This is a genomic window from Romboutsia sp. 1001285H_161024_C4 (assembly GCF_015550185.1).
In the GTDB taxonomy this organism is placed as follows: Bacteria; Bacillota; Clostridia; order Peptostreptococcales; family Peptostreptococcaceae; genus Romboutsia_C; species Romboutsia_C hominis.
In genome coordinates, this window is record NZ_JADNAJ010000018.1 from 1 (window position 1) to 21,724 (window position 21,724).

Below are 21,724 nucleotides of genomic sequence, written 5' to 3' on the forward strand. Positions count from 1 at the left end.
GGCCTGGTAGTTCAGCTGGTTAGAATGCCAGCCTGTCACGCTGGAGGTCGAGGGTTCGAGTCCCTTCCAGGTCGCCACTTAATTTAATACGCGGGAATATGGCTCAGTTGGTAGAGCAATTGACTGTTAATCAATGGGTCACAGGTTCGAGTCCTGTTATTCCCGCCATTGAATCTGCGGGAATAGTTCAGCGGTAGAGCGCAACCTTGCCAAGGTTGAAGTCGCGAGTTCGAATCTCGTTTCCCGCTCCATTTTAATTACATGGGTGCATAGCTCAGCTGGATAGAGCAACGCCCTTCTAAGGCGTGTGTCCGGGGTTCGAATCCCTGTGCGCTCACCAATATAAAGTTTCACTATAGTGAAACTTTTTTTTATGTTTATTTTTAAATTATAAAAAATGATAGGAGCTAAATAGTTTGTATATACTTATATTAATATAGTATAATACTTAATATAGTAATGAAGAAGCTGTCAAACAGGAGGACAAAACTGTGTTGGATATAAATTCTTTTTTCAGTGGTTTTTTGGATATTATCAATAAAGTAACTGTAAATGATATTATAGATATATCCATAGTAGCATATATATTTTATAAAATATTTATGTTTATAAAGGATACAAGAGCAGAGCAAGTTTTAAAAGGAATAATATTTTTATTAGTAGCGACTCAGTTGAGCGAGACTTTTAAATTGCATACACTTCACTGGCTATTAGTAAATGCTCTTGAGATTGGTTTTTTAGCTGCAATAATAATATTCCAGCCAGAACTTAGGGCAGGACTTGAACATATAGGTAGGACGAGATTTAAATTCTTTCTAAAAGGAAGTCCTAATACATCTGAAGAAACATTTAATAAAATGATAGAAGAGATTGTCGAGGCTTTATATTCACTATCAAGACAAAAAATAGGAGCTCTTATTATAATGGAAAGAGAAACTAAGATAGGTGATATAATAAATACGGGAACTATAATAGATGCAGAGGTATCAAGACAATTACTAATTAATATATTTATTCCAAATACACCATTACATGATGGAGCAGTTGTTATTAGAGACTCAAAGGTAAAAGCTGCTGCATGTTTCCTTCCTTTAACAGAGAGTAAAGACTTAAGTAAGGATCTAGGAACACGACATAGAGCAGCAGTCGGAGTAAGTGAAGTTTCTGACTGTATATCCCTTATAGTATCAGAAGAAACAGGGGATGTATCAATTGCAAAAGCGGGAAAAATATATAGAAATATACCAAAAGAAAGAATGGAAAGTATACTTAAGAAAAATTTAAAGCCTAAAGTTGATGAAAAAAGCTTTTTAAAAGGTGGGATATTTAAATGATGAATAAATTAAAGCATAATACAAAAATAAAATTAATATCCCTGCTTAGCGCAATAACATTATGGCTATATGTAATGGCAATAGTGGATCCGACGGATACTAAGCTATTTGAGAACGTCCCTATAGTTATAAGTAATATGAATGAATTAAAAGAAAAAGGTTTTGTAATTTATCCAGATGGAGAATTGACTATTGATGTTTCTATTTCCGGCAAATTATCTAAGATACAAAAGGTAAAAAAAGAGGATATACATGTTTATGGTACTATAGAAAATCCTATGGAAGGAAAAAATCAAGTATACTTAAGGGTACCGACTTTGCCAGGAATGACTCATGAGCTAAAGAGTAATGTTATAGCAGTTAATTTAGATAAAATAGTACAAGAAAATAAAAATATAGAAGTTAAATTAGAAGGAAATTCTAAAGGTAATATAGATAAAGTAAGTATAGATGGAGATAAAAAGAGCATAGAAGTATCAGGTCCAAGGACTTTAGTGAATGAGGTAACTAAAGTGATTGGAGTATTAGATGTAGGCTCAAGAACACAAGATTTTTCAAGTGAAATTAATTTAATACCAGTAGATAAAAATGGAAATAAAGTTAAAGGCGTAAAGTTATATCAATCAACATTAAAAGTATCAGCAACGTTATTAAAAGAAAAAACTGTTCCAATAAGAGTTAAATTAAAAGAAAATACATCAGATAATGAAAAAGTACCAAGTTATGAGCTTAGTAAAAGCAATATCGTCATAAAAGGGAGTAAAGATTTAATCGATGGTATAGAATATATAGAAACTAAAGAGGTTAATTTAGATGATATAACATCTGGATTTCCTAAGGATGTAGAGTTAAATATTCCAAAAGGTATATCATCAGATACAAAATATATTACTATAAAGCTTAATGGCGATAAATCATTACAGAAGGAATTTACTTATAGCAAAGATGAAATAGAATTAAGAAATTCAGATGGTAAGAATACATCAGATATCGATATTCCAGAATCTATAAAGGTTACTGTTGATTATCCTAGTACAATAGAAAACTTAGAAAAATCGGATATAAAACTATACATAGATTTATCTAAGCCAAATGAAAACCAAAAATATAAGATAGAATATGATTCTAGTTATAAATTTAATAAAATAGTTATAGATCCAAGTGAGATATAATAATATAAAGACATAAGAAAATATAGTATTTTTCTTATGTCTTTTTTAATTAATATGAAATAATATGGCTCTTAGATTTACTAAAATAGTTTACCAATATATCAGCAAATAAAAAAATAATTAAAAATCTGTTAATTATAAAGGATTATAACTATTAAAGGTATAATTATACATAATATATATATTGAAGCTTTTTTAAAAGGATAATTGACATTATATAAAAGTAAAATAATTCTGAAAATTTAAAAATTATAAATATAGTGGGAAAACGTTGGTGGAATATATATAATATAGGTATGAGACAAATTAGTAATTAGCTTAAAAATTAACAGAATTAAGGGGATAGAGATGTTTATTAAAAGCTAAACGTACCAATCTATATTTATTGGATACAAAATGGGGTGGATTAGATGAAAAACTTTACAGAAGTAATAAAATTCGCTAAGGAAAGAGGTCCTAAAACTATCTCTGTAGCATGTTGCCAAGATAAAGAAGTATTAATGGCAGTAGAAATGGCGAGAAAAGAAGGGATAGCAAAGGCTATATTAGTAGGGGATATAGAAAAAACGAGAGAAATAGCAAATGATGTAGGTATAGACCTTAATAACTATGAATTAATAGATATAAAAGATTTATCAGAAGCGTCATTAAAAGCAGTAGAATTAGTATCTCAAGGAAAAGCTGATATGGTAATGAAAGGCTTGGTAGATACATCTATAATTCTAAAGGCTGTATTAAATAAAGAGGTTGGTTTAAGAACAGGGAATGTACTAAGCCATGTAGCTGTATTTGATGTAGAAGGTTATGATAGATTATTCTTTATAACTGATGCAGCTATGAACTTATCACCAGATGTAAATATCAAAAAACAAATCATAGAAAATTCATGCACGGTAGCTCATGCACTCGATATCAACACACCAAAAGTAGCAGCATTATGTGCTAAAGAAAAAGTAAATCCTAAAATGCAAGATACAATAGATGCCAAAGAATTAGAAGAAATGTGTGAAAAAGGCGAAATAAAAGGATGCATAGTAGGAGGTCCATTTGCATTAGACAATGCTGTATCAATAGAAGCCGCAAATCATAAGGGAATAAATCATCCAGTAGCAGGTAAAGCAGATATATTATTAGCTCCAGATATAGAAGCTGGAAATATATTATATAAATCATTAGTATTTTTCTCAAAATCTAAAAATGCAGGTGTGATAGTAGGGGCTAAAGCGCCTATTATATTAACATCAAGAGCAGACAATGAGGAAACTAAACTAAATTCTATAGCATTAGGGGTATTAATGGCAGCTAAAGCCTAGTTTATTAAGGGGGTAACACAATTGAATAAGGTATTCAAAATATTAACTATAAATCCTGGTTCAACATCAACGAAGATTGCAGTATTTGATAATGAGGATTTAGTCTTTGAAAAAACTTTAAGACATTCTTCTGAAGAAATAGGCAAGTATGAGAAGATTTCAGATCAGTTTGAGTTTAGAAAAACAGTGATTGAAGATGCATTAACAGAAGGTGGAATAAAAACATCTGATTTAGATGCAGTAGTAGGTAGAGGTGGACTTCTTAAGCCTATAGAAGGTGGAACTTATATTGTTAATGAAGCTATGATTGATGACTTAAAGGTTGGTGTATTAGGGGAACATGCATCAAATCTAGGCGGAATTATAGCAAAAGAAATAGGAGATGCAGTAAATGTACCATCTTACATAGTTGATCCAGTAGTTGTAGATGAAATGGATGATGTAGCTAGAATATCAGGGAGTGAAGATATAGATAGAAAGAGTATATTCCATGCTTTAAACCAAAAGGCTACTGCTAGAAGAGCAGCTAAAGAATTAGAAAAAGAGTATTTTGACTGTAACTTTATAGTAGCACATATGGGTGGAGGAATATCTGTTGGAGCACATGAAAAAGGTAAAGTAATAGATGTTGCCAATGCTTTAGATGGAGAAGGGCCATTTTCGCCAGAGAGAAGTGGTGGATTACCGGTCGGAGACTTAGTGAAGATGTGCTTTAGTGGAAAATACACTCAAGATGAAATAAAGAAAAAGATAAAAGGAAATGGTGGTCTAGTAGGATACTTAAATACTAATGATGGTAGAGAAGTTGAATCTAGAATAGAAGCTGGTGATGAAAAAGCTAAATTAGTATATGAAGCTATGGCTTACCAAGTAAGTAAAGAAATAGGTTCTTGTGCATCAGTATTAAAAGGTAATGTAGATGCAATCCTTTTAACTGGTGGAATAGCTTACTCTAAGATGTTTACAGGAATGATTAAAGAGAGAGTTAATTTTATATCTGATGTAAAAGTTTACCCAGGTGAAGATGAAATGATAGCATTAGCTCAAGGTGGACTTAGAGTATTAAATAAAGAAGAAGAACCCAAAAATTATGGATATGAAGTTCAATATAGTTAATGATATAAATTTAATATAAATACAAAATTGACTTAATAGGTGGTAACTAATGATAAGAGATGATAAGAGGATAAGAATTATAATAGGACACTATGGTAGTGGTAAAAGTGAGTTTGCTATGAACTATGTTACCAAATTAAGAAATGAGGTAGAAGGTAAAGTTGCCTTATCAGATTTAGATGTAGTAAATGTTTATTTTAGAACAAGGGAAAAAAAGGATTTGTTAAATTCTTTAGATATCCTTCCTATATATAGTTCAATAGACGCACCAACTTTAGATTTACCAGCTATATCTCCTCAAATAATGTCACCAATAACAGATAGTTCTTATAGTTATGTTATGGATGTAGGAGGGGACAACGTAGGAGCTAGAGTGGTAGGTAGATTCCACGAATTAATAGAAAAAGCTGACTACGATATGTTTTGCGTAGTAAACGCTAATAGAGAATATACTCAGTCAGTAGAAGATGTAATAGGTCATATAAGAGCAATTGAGAAATCTTCTGGTCTTAAGGTTACTGGGCTAGTAAACAATACACATTTAGTAAGGTCAACTACAATTGATGATGTTTTAAAAGGTCAAAAATTAGTTGAGCAAGTGTCTAGACAGTATGATATACCAGTTAAATATATAGTATGTTTAGAAGAATTAGTTCCACAACTTCCAGAAGGTTTAGAGGGAGAAATTTTCCCTATCAAGCTTTATATGAGAGAAGCTTGGATGTAGTTTATTAGTAAAATAATTATAAATTTTTCTAAGGGGGACAAAGGAATATGGCTAAGGGAACTGTAACTTTCAATCAAGACCTTTGTAAAGGATGTGCATTATGTGTAGCTGCATGTCCAAAGCAAATAGTAGTAATTGATAATAACAAAATCAACAAAAAGGGATACAATCCAGCTACAGTAGTAGAAATGGATAAATGTATAGGTTGTTCAAACTGTGCGACTATGTGTCCAGATGCAGTTATAACAGTTGAGAGAGACTAATTAAAATATAAGGGGGATTTGTAAATGGCTAAGATACTTATGAAGGGTAACGAAGCATTTGGGAAAGCAGCTATAGAAGCTGGATGTAAATATTTCTTCGGTTATCCAATAACACCACAAAATGAGTTACCAGAATATATGTCTAAAGAACTACCTAATGTTGGAGGAGTATTTGTTCAAGCTGAATCAGAAGTTTCTGCTATAAACATGATATATGGTGGAGCAGGAGCAGGAGCTAGAGTTATGACTTCTTCATCTTCACCAGGAATAGCTTTAAAACAAGAAGGTATAACTTATGCAGCAGGTGCTGAATTACCATGTGTTGTAGTTAACGTAATGAGAGGTGGTCCAGGACTTGGAGGAATACAACCTTCTCAATCTGACTACTTTATGTCTACAAGAGGTGGAGGAAATGGAGATTATAGAACTCCAGTTTATGCTCCAGCTACAGTTCAAGAAGCTGTTGATATGATAATGGAAGCTTTCAATGTTGCTGATTACTATAGAACTCCAGTTATGGTAGTTGCAGATGGTATGATAGGACAAATGATGGAGCCAGTAGAATTTAAAGCTCCTAAAACTAGAGAATTAAAACCTAAAGATTGGGCTACAGTAGGAACTAAAGGAGAAAGAAAGCCTAATATAATAAATTCTTTATACTTACAACCAGATGAACTAGAAAAACACTGTATAAAGCTAGAAGCTAAGTACAGAGAAATAGAAAAAAATGAAGTTGATTATGAAATGTATAAGACTGAAGATGCTGAATTAGTATTTGTAGCTTATGGTACTACAGCAAGAATAGTTAAAAATTCTATAGATATGTTAAGAGAAGAAGGAATCAAAGCTGGTTTAATAAGACCTAAGACTTTATGGCCATTCCCATTTGAAGCATTCAATCAAATACCAGAAGCTAAAAGCTTATTAACTGTTGAAATGAGTATGGGGCAAATGGTAGAGGATGTAAGATTAGCTGTTGAAGGAAGATTACCTGTACACTTCTACGGAAGAGCAGGAGGAATGATACCTGATCCAGAAAGTATAGCTAATAAAGCAAAAGAAGTAATGGAAAGTGAATTAGCTGTAGGAGGTGCTAGATAATGTCAGTTGTATTTAAGAAAACTAAGGGATTAACAGATGCTCAAACACACTACTGCCCAGGATGTACTCATGGTATAATCCACAGATTAGTAGGAGAAGTATTAGAAGAGTTAGATGTATTAGGAGACACTATAGGTGTAGCTCCAGTTGGATGTTCAGTTTTAGCATACAACTATTTTAATTGTGATATGCAAGAAGCATCTCATGGTAGAGCTCCAGCAGCAGCTACTGGAATAAAGAGAGTTCATCCAGATAAGACAGTATTTACATACCAAGGAGATGGAGACTTAGCATCTATAGGTACAGCTGAAATAGTTCATGCAGCAGCTAGAGGTGAAAAATTCACTACAATATTCGTAAATAATGCTATATATGGAATGACTGGTGGGCAAATGGCTCCAACTACATTAGTTGGACAAAAAGCTACAACAGCTCCATATGGTAGACAAATAGATAAGCAAGGATTCCCAATAAGAATGAGTGAAATGCTAGCTACATTACCAGGTGCAGTGTTTGTAGAAAGAGTTTCTGTAGATACTCCTGCTAATGTTAGAAAAGCTAAAAAAGCTATAAAGAAAGCATTCGAAGTACAACAAGCAGGACTTGGATTTGGTATAGTAGAAGTTTTATCTACATGTCCAACTAACTGGGGATTAAATCCAAATGATGCATTACAATGGTTAAGAGATAATATGATGCCATACTATCCAATAGGCAATATAAAAGATGTTGAAATCGCTGAGGAGGTGAAGTAATATGTCTACAGCTAGAGTAATATGTGCAGGATTTGGTGGTCAAGGGGTAATGTCTATGGGACAATTACTTACATATGCAGGTATGCTAGAAGGTAAAGAAGTTTCTTGGTTACCATCTTATGGACCAGAGATGCGTGGAGGTACAGCTAACTGTTCAGTAACTGTATCTAATAAGCCAGTTGGTTCTCCAGTTATAGCAGGAGATGCAACTTGTGCAATAGTAATGAACTTACCATCACTTGATAAGTTTGAAAGTGAAGTTAAGCCAGGTGGAAAAATATTAGTTAACAGTTCTCTTATAGAAAGAAAAGTAGAAAGAGATGATGTTGATGTTTACTATATACCAGCTAATGATATAGCTTTAGAGTTAGGAAACCCTAGAGTTGCTAACATGGTAATGTTAGGTGCTTATTTAAAAACTGAACCAACAGTAGAGGTAGACTCAGTTTTAGAAGCATTCAAGAAAGTATTTGGACCAAGTAAAGAAAAATTCGTTCCATTAAATAAGGAAGCTTTACAAAAAGGATCTAGTTCTATAAAATAATATAAAAAGTTACAAAAAAGGGGACAATAGAAAGAATTCTATTGTCCTTTTTTTATATATGTATTAAAATGTCTTTATGGAATAAACTTGGAATTAAGAACACTTAAATGTGTATAATAATATATTATAATTGACGAGCTTTTCTTCACGAAAGGAGATTTTTTATGAGAAAGTATTTTGGAACAGACGGAGTAAGAGGTGTAGCAAATACAGAACTTACTTGCGATTTAGCATACAGATTAGGTAGAGCTGGAGGATATGTACTAGCTCAAGGAAAAGAAAAAGTTAAAGTAGTAGTTGGAAAAGACACAAGAGTATCAGGAGATATGTTAGAAGCATCTTTAATAGCAGGACTTATGTCTGTTGGATGTGATGTAATGACAGTTGGGGTAGTTCCAACACCAGCAGTTGCATACCTAACTAGAAAATATGAAGCTGATTGTGGTGTTGTTATATCAGCATCTCACAATCCAGTTGAGTACAATGGTATAAAGTTCTTCAATAAAGATGGATATAAATTAGATGATTCTGTAGAATTAGAAATAGAAAATTATATAGACAATATAGAAAAGGTTGATTATCTTCCAGTAGGAGAAAATGTTGGAAGAAAGGTATATGTACATGATTCACAGAGAGATTATATAGATTACTTAAAATCTATAGTAAAAGTAGATTTTAAAGGATTAAAAGTTGTGTTAGACTGTGCTAATGGAGCATCTTATAATGTTGCACCAATAATATTTAAAGAATTAGGTGCAAGCGTTGTAACAATAAATAGTCAACCAAATGGAAATAATATAAATGATAAATGTGGTTCAACACATCCAGAGGGATTACAAAAAGCTGTTGTAGAGAATAATGCTGACTTAGGTCTTGCATATGATGGTGATGCAGATAGATTAATAGCTGTTGATGAAAATGGAAACATTGTAGATGGCGACCATATAATGATATTAAGTGCAATACACTTAAAGAATAAAGGTAAGTTAGCAAAGGATACATTAGTAGTTACAGTGATGAGTAATATAGGACTTACTATAGCAGCTAAGGAACATGGAATAAATCTAGCTACTACTGCTGTAGGAGATAGATATGTACTTGAAGAAATGAAAAACACTGGATATAACTTAGGTGGAGAGCAATCAGGGCACATGATATTCTTAGACTATAATACTACAGGAGATGGAGTATTAAGTTCATTAGTATTAGCCCAAATAGTATTAGAAGAAGGTAAGAAGTTATCAGAATTAGCAGCAGTGATGACTCAATATCCACAAGTGTTAGTTAATGCTAGAATAAAGAATGAAAATAAAAATAGATACATGGAATACCCAGAAATAAAGAGTGAAATAGAAAGAATAGAAAAATTACTAGATGGATGTGGAAGGGTATTAATAAGACCATCAGGAACAGAACCATTAGTAAGAGTTATGTTAGAGGGTAAAGAGGAAGGTCAAATAAAAGAATTAGCTACAAATTTAGCTAACCTTATACAAGAAAAACTATCGTAATTTAAAAAGTGAATGCTAAGGCCTAGTATTACCCAAGCGTAAAAGTTAAAAGGGTGAATTGCTAAGATATTTCTTAGTATTCACTTTATAAAGCGCCAGAACTTAGCTATAAGAAATACTTTATAAAATTTCTAAGTTGACGAGGACAGAGTTTATCGAATTATCGGCGGATGCTCTGCGGTGAATTTACCATCGTAAAAGTTTCTTTAAAACAAGGGAGTAATTCTTTGGACAAAGGGAAAACTTAAGTAAATATGACCTAACTCTTAAAATATATAAAACAAAAAATATTTTTAGGAGGAATTTTAATATGTGTGGAATAGTTGGATATTTAGGACACAGACAAGCAACAGAAGTATTAGTAGAAGGACTTTCAAAATTAGAGTATAGAGGATATGACTCGGCTGGTGTTGCAGTAAACACTGGAAATGAATTAGAAATAAGAAAGTTCAAGGGAAGGTTAGCAATACTTGCTGAAGATTTAGAAAAAAATCCTATAGAAGGTGGATTAGGAATAGGACATACTAGATGGGCAACTCATGGAGAACCATCAGATGTAAACTCACATCCTCATTTCAATATGGATAAGACAATAGCAGTAGTTCACAATGGTATAATAGAAAACTACATGGAATTAAAGGAAGAATTACAAGCAGAAGGTGTAGTATTCTTATCTCAAACAGACACAGAAGTAGTAGCTCACTTAGTAGATAAATACTACGAAGGAAACCTATTAGATGCTGTTTATAAGGCAACTGAAAGATTAAGAGGAGCATATGCATTAGGTGTTATATGTAAAGATAATAACAGTGAATTAGTTGCAGTAAGAAAAGATAGCCCATTAGTAGTAGGTCTTGGTGAAGGTGAAAACTTTATAGCATCAGATATACCTGCAATACTAAAGTATACTAGAAATGTATACTTCTTAGAAAATGGAGAGTTTGTTCATATAGTTGGAGATAAATTAACAGTATTAAATGAAAATAGAGAAGAAGTTAAAAAAGAAGTTACAGAAATAACTTGGGATGTTGAAGCTGCATCTAAAGGTGGATATGAGCATTTCATGTTAAAAGAAATATACGAACAACCAAACGGAGTTAAAGAAACATTAATAAGAAGATTAAATGAAAATGGAGAAATCCAATTAGATGATATAAAAATGACTAAGGAAGACTTAGACAAAATAAATAAAGTTTATATAGTTGCATGTGGTACAGCATATCATGCAGGTCTTGTAGGAAAGTTTGCTATAGAAAAGTTTGCAAAGATACCAGTAATAACTGATATAGCATCTGAATTTAGATATAGAGATCCATTTGTTGACGAAAATACTTTATTAATATTAGTAAGTCAATCTGGAGAAACTGCTGACACTTTAGCATCATTAAGATATGCTAAAGAAAGAGGAGCTAGAATATTATCAGTAACTAACGTTGTTGGTTCTTCTATAGCTAGAGAATCAGATGATGTGTTCTATACATGGGCAGGTCCAGAAATATCTGTTGCATCAACTAAGGCATACACAACTCAATTAGTTTCATTCTACATGATAGCATTAGACTTTGCTATAAAGAAAGGAACTATAACAAAAGAGTTCTACAATGAAATGATAGAAAAATTAAAAGAAATGCCAGAAAAAGTTTCAAAAGCATTAGAACAAGAAACTTATATAAAAGAAGATGTAGCTAAAACATTAAGAGAAGCAAGTAGTGCTTTCTACTTAGGTAGAGGATTAGATTATAACTTAGCTATGGAAGGTGCATTAAAGATAAAAGAAATATCTTATATACATGCTGAAGCATTTGCTGCTGGAGAGTTAAAGCATGGTACAATAGCTTTAATAGAAAAAGGAACTCCAGTAATAGCTATAGCTACTCAAGAAGAACTATTTGAAAAAATGGTATCTAATATGGAAGAAGTTAGAGCTAGAGGAGCTTATGTTATAGCAATAGCTCAAGAAAAGAATAAAGAAGTTGAAAAAGCTGCTGATAAGGTAATATATATACCAAATGTGGATGATATATTATCAAGTATATTAACAGTTTTACCACTTCAATTATTATCTTACTACGTTGCAGTTGAAAGAGGTTGTGATGTAGATAAGCCAAGAAATCTAGCTAAATCAGTAACAGTTGAATAAATTTTAAATTAAAAGATATATAAAGGACTACCTTACTAAGGTAGTCCTTTTTTACATATAAAGATTTTTTATTAAATATAGGACTATTGAAAATTCATATACAAGATATATTAATAAGTTTAAAATTTTTAAAAGGACACTTTAATTAACGGATGAAGTCGTTGTCTACATTAGGGAATCAAACTTTTTATTTTTTAGAATATATATTCTTTGTAGTTACATAATATTAATATTAGTATATAACAAAAGCATGTTCTTATATTAATTTGTTATGTATATATAATGATTCAATAGTTATAAAAATAACTATCAAATTATTATATAGTAACCATAAAAATATCGCATAGGTGCTAGGGTTTACAAAGTACTTACATAGATTTACAATTTAAATAAAACCTATTTTATAATGGAGGGAAACACATTGGAAGAGCTAAGAGATATATTATTAAATGAGATACCTGAATTTAGGGAAAAAGGTCATAAATTTGTAAATGGTGAAATTTCAGTAAATGAATTCAAACATGCATCAGGAGGAATGGGTGTATATGCTCATCGTGGTGGTAAAGAATTTATGATAAGACTTAGAACAGCAAGTGGTGTTCTTGATATAGAAAAGCTTAAATATATATATGATTGCGCTAAAAAATATAATCTAGATAAAGTACATTTAACTACTCGTCAAGCTATACAATTACATGGCTTAGGAATAGATGAAGTTTGTGACATAATGGAAGATGGATTAAAGCATGGTATATATACAAGAGGTGGAGGAGGAAACTTCCCTAGAAATGTTGCCTTATCACCATTATCAGGAGTAGAAATAGGGGAAGCATTTGATGTTACAGAATATGCTTTAAAAGTAAATGAATATTTAATGAAAGACATATATAAATATAAGTTACCTAGAAAATTAAAAGTATCTTTCTCAAATAGTAGCGAAGATACAGCTAACTGTACTGTACAAGATTTAGGTTTCTTAGCAGTAAAAGAAAATGGAGAAGAATTTTTCAAGCTTTATATAGCAGGTGGAATTGGTAAGAATCCTGCAAAAGCAGTGGAATATGATGAGTTAGTTCCAAAGAGTGATGTTTTATACCATGTACAAGCTATGATAGAGTTATTTATAGCTGAGGGTAACTATGAAAATAGAAACAAAGCTCGTACAAGATATATTGTAGCTAGTATGGGTGAAGAAGAGTTCTTAAAATGTTATAAAAAACATCTAAAAGAAGTAAAAGAAAGAGAAAATTTAGATTTAAATATAGAAAATAAAACTTGTAAAAAGAAAGGATCAAAAATAGATTTACAAGATATAAGACTAATACCTCAAAAACAAGAGGGGTTATATAGTGTATATCTTCATCCAATTGGAGGACAGCTAAAACTAACTGACTTAGAAGCATTAATAAATGCTTTAGAGTCAATTGAAGATTTAGAAATAAGACTTTCTATGAGCGAAGGTGTTTATTTTAGAAATCTTAATGGAGAGGAAGCTAAAAATATATTAGAGTTAACAAAAACTATGGGTGGAAATACTCCAATAGAACAAACTTCATGTTGTATAGGTGTCCCTACTTGTCAGATAGGTATAGGAGAGAGTCAAGGTTTATTACATAGTATATTAGACTACTTCAAAAAGAAAAACTATACAACAAATAAATTACCAAGAATTCATATATCAGGATGTACAAGTTCTTGTGGAACTCATCAAATAGGTATAATTGGATTTGGAGGTAAAAAGAAAAAAATAGATGGAGAGTTAAAAGAAGCATTTACTTTATATGTAGGTGGTGTGGCTAAAAAAGATAACGTAAAACTTGGGGAAGTTTATGGAGATATAGCTAGTGATAAAATACCAGAGTTTTTATATAATTTAGGATTATTATTAGATGAAAAAAATATTAATTTTGAAGAATATTTAGGATCTAATGTTGAGGAATTCAAGGAATTTGCAAATAAATATATAGCATAATAATAAAATAAAGCACTAAGATGATTAAAGTCATCTTAGTGCTTTATTTTTGTATATCATATCCAAAAATGTTAATAATTTAAGTATAATATATAAATTAATGGGGGCTTTTACATGAAACTAATTAAAATGATATGTATATTTTTAATATTAATGATGATGGGTATACTAATATCTTTTGCGGATACAAAATCAAAAAATGAATATAATGAATTAATACGAACATTTATAAACACAGAGGCTAAGTTCAATTTTTATAACATAAAAGCAAATGGTTCTATAAATTACAACATATCAAAAGAAGAAATGGTTGATATGTGCACAGAAATACTTAATAATTTAGGACTAGAAGAAAGTGATTTAGCATGGGAAGAAATATGGAATAAAGATGAGAAACAGATTCATTTAAGCGGTAAAATAGAAGATGAAAGCATTTCCATAATTTTCATAAAGAAAAATGACGAAGAGGCTCACATAATGGTTGACATATTACAGAATAAAGTATATAAAAATATAGTGGGCGTTTATACAGTTCTTGAGAATACATTAGAAAAATTTGCAATTAATGCAGATATAAATACATGTATATCTGGAGAATATTCAGAAAAGTTACATTTAAGCAAATGTGATGATATTTTAACGAAAATATTATATAATATGAATGCACAAGAAGTAGATAGAATACAAGAGGAAAATTTTATATCTGTTACAGCAGATAGTAAGATCTTACAAGGAAATGACTTAGAATATTTAGGAAATAATATTAATTTGAATATAGGGATGAGGTATAGCGAAGACGAAGATAAAACATTAATTTATATTGCTACACCTATTATAAAATTAGATTATTAATTATGAGGAGAGACAATAAAAATGGGAAAGATAATAGTAAAAAAGAGTAATCCACTTAATGGAAGTGTTAAAATAGACGGAGCTAAAAATGCAGTGTTACCAATAATAGCGGCGACGTTATTAGCAAACGGTAAGTCAACTTTAAAGTGTGTACCTAACTTAAAAGATGTTCATGTTATATCTGATTTATTAAGACACTTAGGAGCAAAAGTAGAATATAAGGATAACACTTTAACAGTAGATGCAAGCAACATAACTACTTGTGAAGCACCATATGAGTTAGTAAGTAAGATGAGAGCATCTTTCTTAGTAATGGGGCCATTACTTGCTAGATTTAACCACACAAAAATATCTATGCCAGGAGGATGCGCTATAGGAACAAGACCTATAGATTTACATTTAAAAGGATTTAAGCATTTAGGTGCAAAAGTAGATATGGATCATGGATTCGTAGAAGCTACAACTGATAAATTAGTGGGTACTAAATTATACTTAGATTTCCCATCAGTAGGAGCTACTGAAAACATAATGATGGCAGCAGCTTTAGCTGAAGGAACAACTATAATAGAAAATGCTGCAGAAGAACCAGAAATAGTAGATTTAGCTAATTTCTTAAATGAAATGGGAGCTAATGTAAAAGGTGCAGGAACTAACACTATAAAGATAAAAGGTGTTAAAGAATTAAAAGGTGCAGAGCATACAATAATACCTGATAGAATAGAAGCAGCTACTTATATGGTTGCAGCAGCTATGACAAAAGGTGATATAACAATAGAAAATGTAATGATGGAACATTTAAAACCAGTTACAGCTAAATTAATAGAAGCTGGATGTGAAATAATAGAAAAAGATAATACAGTTAGAGTTATAGGACCTGAAGTGTTAAAGCCAATAGATATAAAGACTTTACCTCACCCAGGATTCCCAACAGATGTTCAAGCTCAATTCATGGCTATGCTTACAATAGCTAATGGAACTGGGGTAGTTACAGAAACTGTATTTGAAAATAGATTTATGCATGTTGCCGAATTTAATAGAATGGGAGCAAACATAAAAATAGAAGGAAAGAGCGCGATAGTAAATGGAGTAAACCAATTATATGGTGCTAAAGTTAATGCGACAGATTTAAGAGCTGGTGCAGCACTTATATTATGCGGACTTATAGCAGAAGGAGAAACTCAAATAGGAGAAATATATCACGTACAAAGAGGATATGTTGATATAGATAAGAAAATAACTGCTTTAGGTGGAAACATAGAGATAATAGAAGACTAAAAATAAATAGTAATAAATAAATAGGGTTATTCATATATTTTAAGTACAAGTAATTAACTAAGGAGGAAAATATATGAATAACCCTTTAGTATTTTTAGGAAGTATAGTTGGTTTGTCTATAGCAGTTCCTGTATTTTTAAGTGTAGTATCTTACGATGGGATAGAGGCTATACAAAACGAATCGGCATTAAGCAATCCTAAAAAAAAGATAATCAACTATGAAACAGTTGATAAAGAAGCTCCTTTAATAAATATATATAATCATAAAACTAATAAGACTGAGAAGATGGATATAGAAAAGTATTTATGTGGAGTTTTAGCAGGAGAGATGCCTGTAGACTTTAATATTGAAGCTCTTAAAGCACAAGCTGTAGCAGCAAGAACTTATGTAATGTATAAAGAAAATCAAGGAAAATCAAATCAGCATAGCAATGCAGTCGTATGTACTGACTATAATCATTGCCAAGAATATAAGAATTATGAAGAACTAAAAGCAAAGAATGGACAAGATTGGATGGATAAATATTACCCTAAAATACAGCAAGCAGTACGAGATACAAAGGGTCAGATAATAACTTATAAGGGAGAACCTATACTTACACTATATTTCTCTACATCATCAGGAAAGACAGAAAACTGTGAAGAAGTATTTGCACAAGCATATCCATATTTACAATCTGTCGAAAGTCCTTATGATAAAGAGTACTCTCCTAAATATACTTCTGAGTTAAAGATAAGCAATAAAGATTTTATAAATGCTATAAATCGTAATTATAAAAATGCAGGTTTAAATCCATCTAACCTAGAGAATCAAATAAAAATTTTAAATAGAAGTGATGGTGGATCTGTAGATAAGATAAAAATTGGGAATAAGGAGATTAGAGGAAGAGAAATTAGAGGTATATTTAAATTAAATTCATCCAATTTTGAATTAAAATTTGGAGAGAATCATATAGATTTTTTAGTAAAAGGATATGGACATGGTGTTGGAATGAGCCAGTGGGGAGCACAAGGTATGGCAGAAGAAGGGTATCGATATTATGAAATACTAAATCATTATTATCAAGAAACAGATATAACAGACTTATATTAATTAGAAGAGCTTTTATCAAGCTCTTTTTTATATTAAGTATAGAACTGTTAATAGTTTGTACAGATAATATAGCTACAATTTTAAAAGTACAAAAAAGGTATTAAAAAAACGTGAGAAATCTTTGGAAATATGTCAGTTTCATATATAATAATAGATAAAATTCATTTTTGATTAATCCAAAATATGTATAAATTGTATAAAAATATAAATAAAAGATAAGAATACAAATACATAAATATATTTGGAGGTGCTGTATGAAAAAGCTACTAGAAAAAGATGGATTTTATTTGGCATTATTTGTATGCATTAGTTTACTTGCGGTCGGAGGAGTTTGGTTTGTAAAAAATGATGTTAACGACCTAGCATCAAATAATGAAATAGTAAATGATAAAGAAAATAGTAAAAAAGAAGATGAAGTTCATCTAATAGAAAATGAAAATAAAGATGCTGTACCAACTTCTACAGAATCAAAGGAAAACTTAGAAACAGCAAAAAATAAAGAGGTTAAAAAAACATCGAAACTTGAATTTGTAGGAGAAAAAGTAATTAGAGAATATTCAGCAAAGGAACCTAGTTACTCAGAAACATTGAACTTATGGGAAGTGCATAAAGGTCTAGACGTAAGTTGTAAAGAAGGACAAAGTATAAAAAGTTTATTATCAGGAAAAGTAACTAACATTTTTAAAGATGATGCTAATGGTATGTCAGTTGAAGTAGAAAGTGAAGGTAAAACAGTAATATATTCTAATTTAAGTGAAGATATTAAAGTCAAAGAAGGACAAGCAGTCAAAGAAGGAGATGTAATAGCTCTAGCAGGAAATACATCTGTAGTTGAGAGTTCAGAGGGACCACATATTCATATAGAAGCCTTCAAAGGAAAAGAATCAATAGATCCAATGAGTTTAATAAAATAAAATATAACAGACTTAATCAAATTTGGTTAAGTCTGTTATATTTCTTTTCTTTCTCACATATATATGATTAAGGCTAGTATGTGAGGAGGGAAAGCTTTGAGATCTCATATAGAGGAACGAGCAATCGTTGTGGCTAAATATATACTAGAGAAAAATACAACTGTTCGTCAAACAGCGAAGACATTTGGAGTTAGTAAAAGTACAATACATAAAGATGTAACAGAACGTTTAGAAGAAATAAACCCATCTTTAGCTAAAGAAGTTAAGATGGTTTTAGAAAAAAATAAATCTGAAAGACACATAAGAGGAGGAATGGCTACAAAGCTTAAGTATGAAAAGAGCTCCAAAAAAAATGTAGGTTAAACCTACATTTTTTTTATTATTCTTGACTAAAGTAGTATTTTTGTATATTTTGTATTATAGGAGTGTTTTAGACAATGAGTCGTTTAGATATAAAATATGCAAAAAGGAGTTGAGAACATGTCTAGAGCGGACATAGGGATAGACTTAGGTACTGCTAATGTTCTTGTATATGTTAGCGGAAAAGGGATTGTATTAGAAGAGCCTTCTGTTGTAGCAATCGATAAAAGAACTAAATCTGTCTTAGCGGTAGGAGAAGAAGCTAGAAGAATGATAGGAAGAACACCTGGTAATATAGTAGCTATAAGACCACTAAGAGATGGTGTAATTTCTGATTATGATGTAACTGAAAAAATGTTAACTTATTTTATAGATAAAGCTGTAGATAAAAAAGGTTTTGGTAGATTTTTTATGCCAAGAATAATGGTATGTGTTCCTACAGGAGTTACAGATGTTGAAAAAAGAGCTGTAGAAGAAGCTACAAGACAATCTGGAGCGAGAGATGTATATATAATAGAAGAGCCAATAGCAGCGGCTATAGGAGCAGGAGTAGATATAGCTAAACCTAATGGAAGCATGGTTATAGACATTGGTGGAGGAACAGCAGATATCGCGGTAACCTCTCTAGGAGGAGCTGTAGTTAGCGAATCCATAAAAATGGGTGGAGATAGGTTTGATGAAGTTATAGTAAGATATATTAGAAAACAATATAATCTTCTTATAGGAGAGAGAACTGCAGAAAAAATCAAAATAGAAGTAGGTTGTGCATATAAAAGAGAAGATGAAAAGAGCATTAAAATAAGTGGACGTAATTTAATTACAGGATTACCAGAATCCATAGTTATAAATTCAACTGAAATGCTAGAAGCTCTTAATGAATGCTCAGAGCAGATAGTTGCATCAACACTTTCTGTGCTAGAGAAAACACCACCAGAATTAGCAGCAGATATAAGTGATACTGGAATAATAATGACTGGTGGAGGTTCATTGTTATATGGACTAGATAAAAGAATAGAAAATAGAACAGGAATTAAAGTTGTAGTGGCTGATGAACCTTTATCTTGTGTTGCAAAAGGTACAGGAATTGCTTTAAGTTCTTTAGATTTACTTGAAACAGGAGGTACCTTCAAAAAGAGATAATTAGGAGGGTACTTAAATGTTAAATATAGACCAAATAAAAGAATTAATACCACATAGATATCCATTTTTATTAGTAGATAGAATAATAGAACTAGAAGAGGGAAAAAGAGCTAAAGGTATAAAAAATGTGAGTGTAAATGAACCATTTTTCCAAGGGCATTTCCCAGAATACCCGATAATGCCAGGTGTACTTATAATAGAAGCTATGGCTCAAGTAGGGTGTGTTGCTATGATGTCAGTAGATGAGAATAGAGGGAAATTAGGAGTATTTGCAGGTATAGATAAAGTTAGATTTAAAAAAGAAGTAAGACCTGGAGATACATTAACTATGGAAGTTGAAATGACATCTATAAGGAGAAATATTGGAAAAGCTTTAGCAAAAGCTTTTGTTAATGAAGAATTAGTATGTAGTGGAGAGTTAATGTTTGCTCTTGTAGAAAAATAAAAATAAGGCTATTTCCTTAAAGGAAATAGCCTTATTTTTATTTTTCTAAGATTGATATATGATTTAAGTAAATTATTAGATAAAACAATCAAGTAGACTTGTTTTGAAATATGTGATATGTCAAAATTTGTACACAGAACATTAAAAAAATAATAAAAACAGATAAATAGCCTAACCTATAAAAATTTAATCTAGAGAATAGTTATATTCAATATAGATTTGTCATGTAGAAAGAAGTAAAGATAAAGATATAAGCTCAGCAAGTTCTAATATAAAACTAAGTCGAACGTTATTAAAAGAAAATCTATTATTTTCATCAATCTTATCTACAATACCTACAATAGAGTAGTTTCCTATTTGAGGTAATTTTTTACCTACCCCCTTGCCAGGAAGAATAGGACCTTCTCTGACCTGGATATTTCCTATATTATTTTTTGCACCCAGACATGCATCAATAGCTAGAAAATTTCCGTTAGGATGAGCCTTTTTTATATGCTCGATAGACTCATATATATTTAAAGCATGAATAGGATTATCTAAAGTTCCGTAGACAGGGAAATTAAAGTCGCTATTTTTAAGCATAGTGCCAACTAAAGGGCCAAGAGCATCACCTATAGCCCGATCTGTTCCTATACAGACCACAACTGTATTATCATTTATTATGTCTCTAAGTACAGAACAAAGGATTTCAACAACATTTTCTTTATTATAATTGACCTTGGCCAGATACATAGGAACACCCCCTTCACAAGAATATATGAAATATAGGATAAAAAAAGACCTATATAGATTTATAAGATATAATATGAAAAAATTATTAAATAGGATACAAGATAGTTTGAATAGACAAGCAAAAAATTATTGCATAAAAGATTGACAGTATGTAAAAAAGGTAGTAACATATAAGTTAGTGATATAAAATAATAACTTAATAAATTCTTGATTACCTTATCAAGAGCGGCGGAGGGACAGGCCCTGTGAAGCCCAGCAACCACCCATTAGGGAAAAGGTGCTAAATCCTACAAGACTTTATAGTTTTGAGAGATGAGGTTAGTTAATTAGCATATACGAAATAATTAACCTCTTCTTAATAAGAAGAGGTTTTTTTATTAGATAAATAATTACTAAACTCCTAGCTCTTAAGATTTAATTAGGTTGTATTTTAGAAAAATCATTATAAATGATTAGAAATCAAATCTAAATGAAACGAATTATATTAAGGAGGAGATACAAATGGCAAGACATTTATTTACGTCGGAATCAGTAACGGAAGGGCATCCAGATAAAATCTGTGACCAAATATCAGATTCTATACTAGATGCATTATTAGAGAAAGATCCACATGCAAGAGTAGCTTGTGAAACAACAACTACAACAGGATTAGTATTAGTAGCAGGAGAAATAAGTACTAATACATATGTAGATATTCCTAAATTAGTAAGAGAAACAGTAAGAGAAATAGGGTATGACAGAGCTAAATATGGATTTGACTGTGATACTTGTGCAGTAATAACTGCAATAGATGAGCAATCAGGCGATATAGCTATGGGTGTTGATGAAGCCTTAGAAAATAGAGAAGGTGAAAATGCTGAAGATGAAATAGAAAAGGTTGGAGCAGGAGACCAAGGTATAATGTTTGGTTTCGCTTGTAATGAAACAGAAGAGTTAATGCCACTTCCAATATCTTTAGCTCATAA

21 protein-coding genes, 4 tRNA genes and 1 riboswitch are annotated in these 21,724 nt (G+C 31.2%); of the genes, 24 read left to right on the forward strand and 1 reads right to left on the reverse strand.

Features of this window, described 5'->3' with window-relative positions; translation table 11 throughout:
* The 23 genes from I1959_RS14715 to fabZ all read left to right on the forward strand — a co-directional run bounded on the left by I1959_RS14715 (position 1) and on the right by fabZ (position 20,027).
* A tRNA-Asp gene (locus I1959_RS14715) sits at positions 1-77 on the forward strand.
* A gap of 15 nt (positions 78-92) precedes the next feature.
* A tRNA-Asn gene (locus I1959_RS14720) sits at positions 93-168 on the forward strand.
* 8 nt (positions 169-176) lie between these two features.
* Positions 177-251: transfer RNA gene (locus tag I1959_RS14725), tRNA-Gly, on the forward strand.
* Between the two features lie 12 nt (positions 252-263).
* Positions 264-340, forward strand: a tRNA-Arg gene (locus I1959_RS14730).
* Between the two features lie 151 nt (positions 341-491).
* Positions 492-1,334 (forward strand): diadenylate cyclase CdaA, encoded by an 843-nt coding sequence (gene cdaA, locus I1959_RS14735; RefSeq protein WP_092921874.1) that lies wholly within the window; start codon positions 492-494, stop codon positions 1,332-1,334.
* Positions 1,331-2,506, forward strand: coding sequence for a CdaR family protein (locus I1959_RS14740; RefSeq protein ID WP_195238847.1), 1,176 nt, complete (start codon positions 1,331-1,333; stop codon positions 2,504-2,506). The genes cdaA and I1959_RS14740 overlap by 4 nt, the downstream gene beginning before the upstream one ends.
* Positions 2,507-2,916: 410 nt before the next feature.
* Entirely contained in the window at positions 2,917-3,819 is a 903-nt protein-coding gene (ptb, locus tag I1959_RS14745; protein WP_195238848.1) for a phosphate butyryltransferase, read from the forward strand.
* Between the two features lie 21 nt (positions 3,820-3,840).
* The gene (gene buk / locus I1959_RS14750; RefSeq protein ID WP_195238849.1) at positions 3,841-4,935 is read left to right on the forward strand and encodes a butyrate kinase; all 1,095 of its coding nucleotides are present in this window, start codon (positions 3,841-3,843) and stop codon (positions 4,933-4,935) included.
* Positions 4,936-4,984: 49 nt separating this feature from the next.
* Positions 4,985-5,662 carry an ATP-binding protein gene (locus I1959_RS14755; protein WP_195238850.1) on the forward strand — a complete coding sequence of 226 codons (678 nt, stop codon included), beginning with the start codon at positions 4,985-4,987 and terminating at the stop codon, positions 5,660-5,662.
* Positions 5,663-5,709: 47 nt separating this feature from the next.
* Complete coding sequence (locus I1959_RS14760; RefSeq protein WP_092921884.1) at positions 5,710-5,925, forward strand: 4Fe-4S binding protein; 216 nt, start codon at positions 5,710-5,712, stop codon at positions 5,923-5,925.
* Between the two features lie 24 nt (positions 5,926-5,949).
* Positions 5,950-7,026: a 3-methyl-2-oxobutanoate dehydrogenase subunit VorB gene (locus I1959_RS14765; protein ID WP_166506114.1), complete on the forward strand. Its 1,077-nt coding sequence runs from the start codon at positions 5,950-5,952 to the stop codon at positions 7,024-7,026.
* Positions 7,026-7,781 carry a thiamine pyrophosphate-dependent enzyme gene (locus I1959_RS14770; protein WP_092921888.1) on the forward strand — a complete coding sequence of 252 codons (756 nt, stop codon included), beginning with the start codon at positions 7,026-7,028 and terminating at the stop codon, positions 7,779-7,781. The genes I1959_RS14765 and I1959_RS14770 overlap by 1 nt, the downstream gene beginning before the upstream one ends.
* A 1-nt stretch (position 7,782) precedes the next feature.
* Positions 7,783-8,325 carry a 2-oxoacid:acceptor oxidoreductase family protein gene (locus tag I1959_RS14775; RefSeq protein ID WP_092921890.1) on the forward strand — a complete coding sequence of 181 codons (543 nt, stop codon included), beginning with the start codon at positions 7,783-7,785 and terminating at the stop codon, positions 8,323-8,325.
* Positions 8,326-8,489: 164 nt separating this feature from the next.
* The gene (gene glmM, locus I1959_RS14780) at positions 8,490-9,836 is read left to right on the forward strand and encodes a phosphoglucosamine mutase (protein WP_166506113.1); all 1,347 of its coding nucleotides are present in this window, start codon (positions 8,490-8,492) and stop codon (positions 9,834-9,836) included.
* Between the two features lie 310 nt (positions 9,837-10,146).
* Positions 10,147-11,976 (forward strand): glutamine--fructose-6-phosphate transaminase (isomerizing), encoded by a 1,830-nt coding sequence (gene glmS / locus I1959_RS14785; RefSeq protein ID WP_092921894.1) that lies wholly within the window; start codon positions 10,147-10,149, stop codon positions 11,974-11,976.
* 421 nt (positions 11,977-12,397) lie between these two features.
* A complete protein-coding gene (locus I1959_RS14790; protein ID WP_166506112.1) occupies positions 12,398-13,948 on the forward strand; it encodes a nitrite/sulfite reductase in 1,551 nt (516 codons plus the stop codon).
* 114 nt (positions 13,949-14,062) lie between these two features.
* Positions 14,063-14,800, forward strand: coding sequence for a YwmB family TATA-box binding protein (locus I1959_RS14795; protein WP_240275474.1), 738 nt, complete (start codon positions 14,063-14,065; stop codon positions 14,798-14,800).
* Between the two features lie 21 nt (positions 14,801-14,821).
* Positions 14,822-16,075, forward strand: coding sequence for a UDP-N-acetylglucosamine 1-carboxyvinyltransferase (gene murA / locus I1959_RS14800; RefSeq protein WP_092921898.1), 1,254 nt, complete (start codon positions 14,822-14,824; stop codon positions 16,073-16,075).
* A gap of 73 nt (positions 16,076-16,148) precedes the next feature.
* Entirely contained in the window at positions 16,149-17,168 is a 1,020-nt protein-coding gene (gene spoIID / locus I1959_RS14805; RefSeq protein ID WP_195238851.1) for a stage II sporulation protein D, read from the forward strand.
* Between the two features lie 254 nt (positions 17,169-17,422).
* The gene (locus tag I1959_RS14810; protein ID WP_195238853.1) at positions 17,423-18,082 is read left to right on the forward strand and encodes a M23 family metallopeptidase; all 660 of its coding nucleotides are present in this window, start codon (positions 17,423-17,425) and stop codon (positions 18,080-18,082) included.
* 96 nt (positions 18,083-18,178) lie between these two features.
* On the forward strand, positions 18,179-18,445 hold the full coding sequence (gene spoIIID / locus I1959_RS14815) for a sporulation transcriptional regulator SpoIIID (RefSeq protein WP_092921904.1): 267 nt from the start codon (positions 18,179-18,181) through the stop codon (positions 18,443-18,445).
* Between the two features lie 117 nt (positions 18,446-18,562).
* Entirely contained in the window at positions 18,563-19,582 is a 1,020-nt protein-coding gene (locus I1959_RS14820) for a rod shape-determining protein (RefSeq protein WP_195238855.1), read from the forward strand.
* 16 nt (positions 19,583-19,598) lie between these two features.
* Entirely contained in the window at positions 19,599-20,027 is a 429-nt protein-coding gene (fabZ, locus tag I1959_RS14825) for a 3-hydroxyacyl-ACP dehydratase FabZ (RefSeq protein WP_166506110.1), read from the forward strand.
* 222 nt (positions 20,028-20,249) lie between these two features.
* Here fabZ and yyaC read toward each other — a convergent pair whose 3' ends face one another.
* On the reverse strand, positions 20,250-20,759 hold the full coding sequence (yyaC, locus tag I1959_RS14830; protein ID WP_092921909.1) for a spore protease YyaC: 510 nt from the start codon (positions 20,757-20,759) through the stop codon (positions 20,250-20,252).
* Positions 20,760-20,972: 213 nt separating this feature from the next.
* Positions 20,973-21,078: riboswitch (SAM riboswitch) on the forward strand.
* A 182-nt stretch (positions 21,079-21,260) separates the two neighbouring features.
* Here yyaC and I1959_RS14835 point away from each other — a divergent pair.
* A partial coding sequence (locus I1959_RS14835; RefSeq protein WP_271894438.1) for an S-adenosylmethionine synthetase N-terminal domain-containing protein occupies positions 21,261-21,724 on the forward strand: 464 nt, incomplete at its 3' end.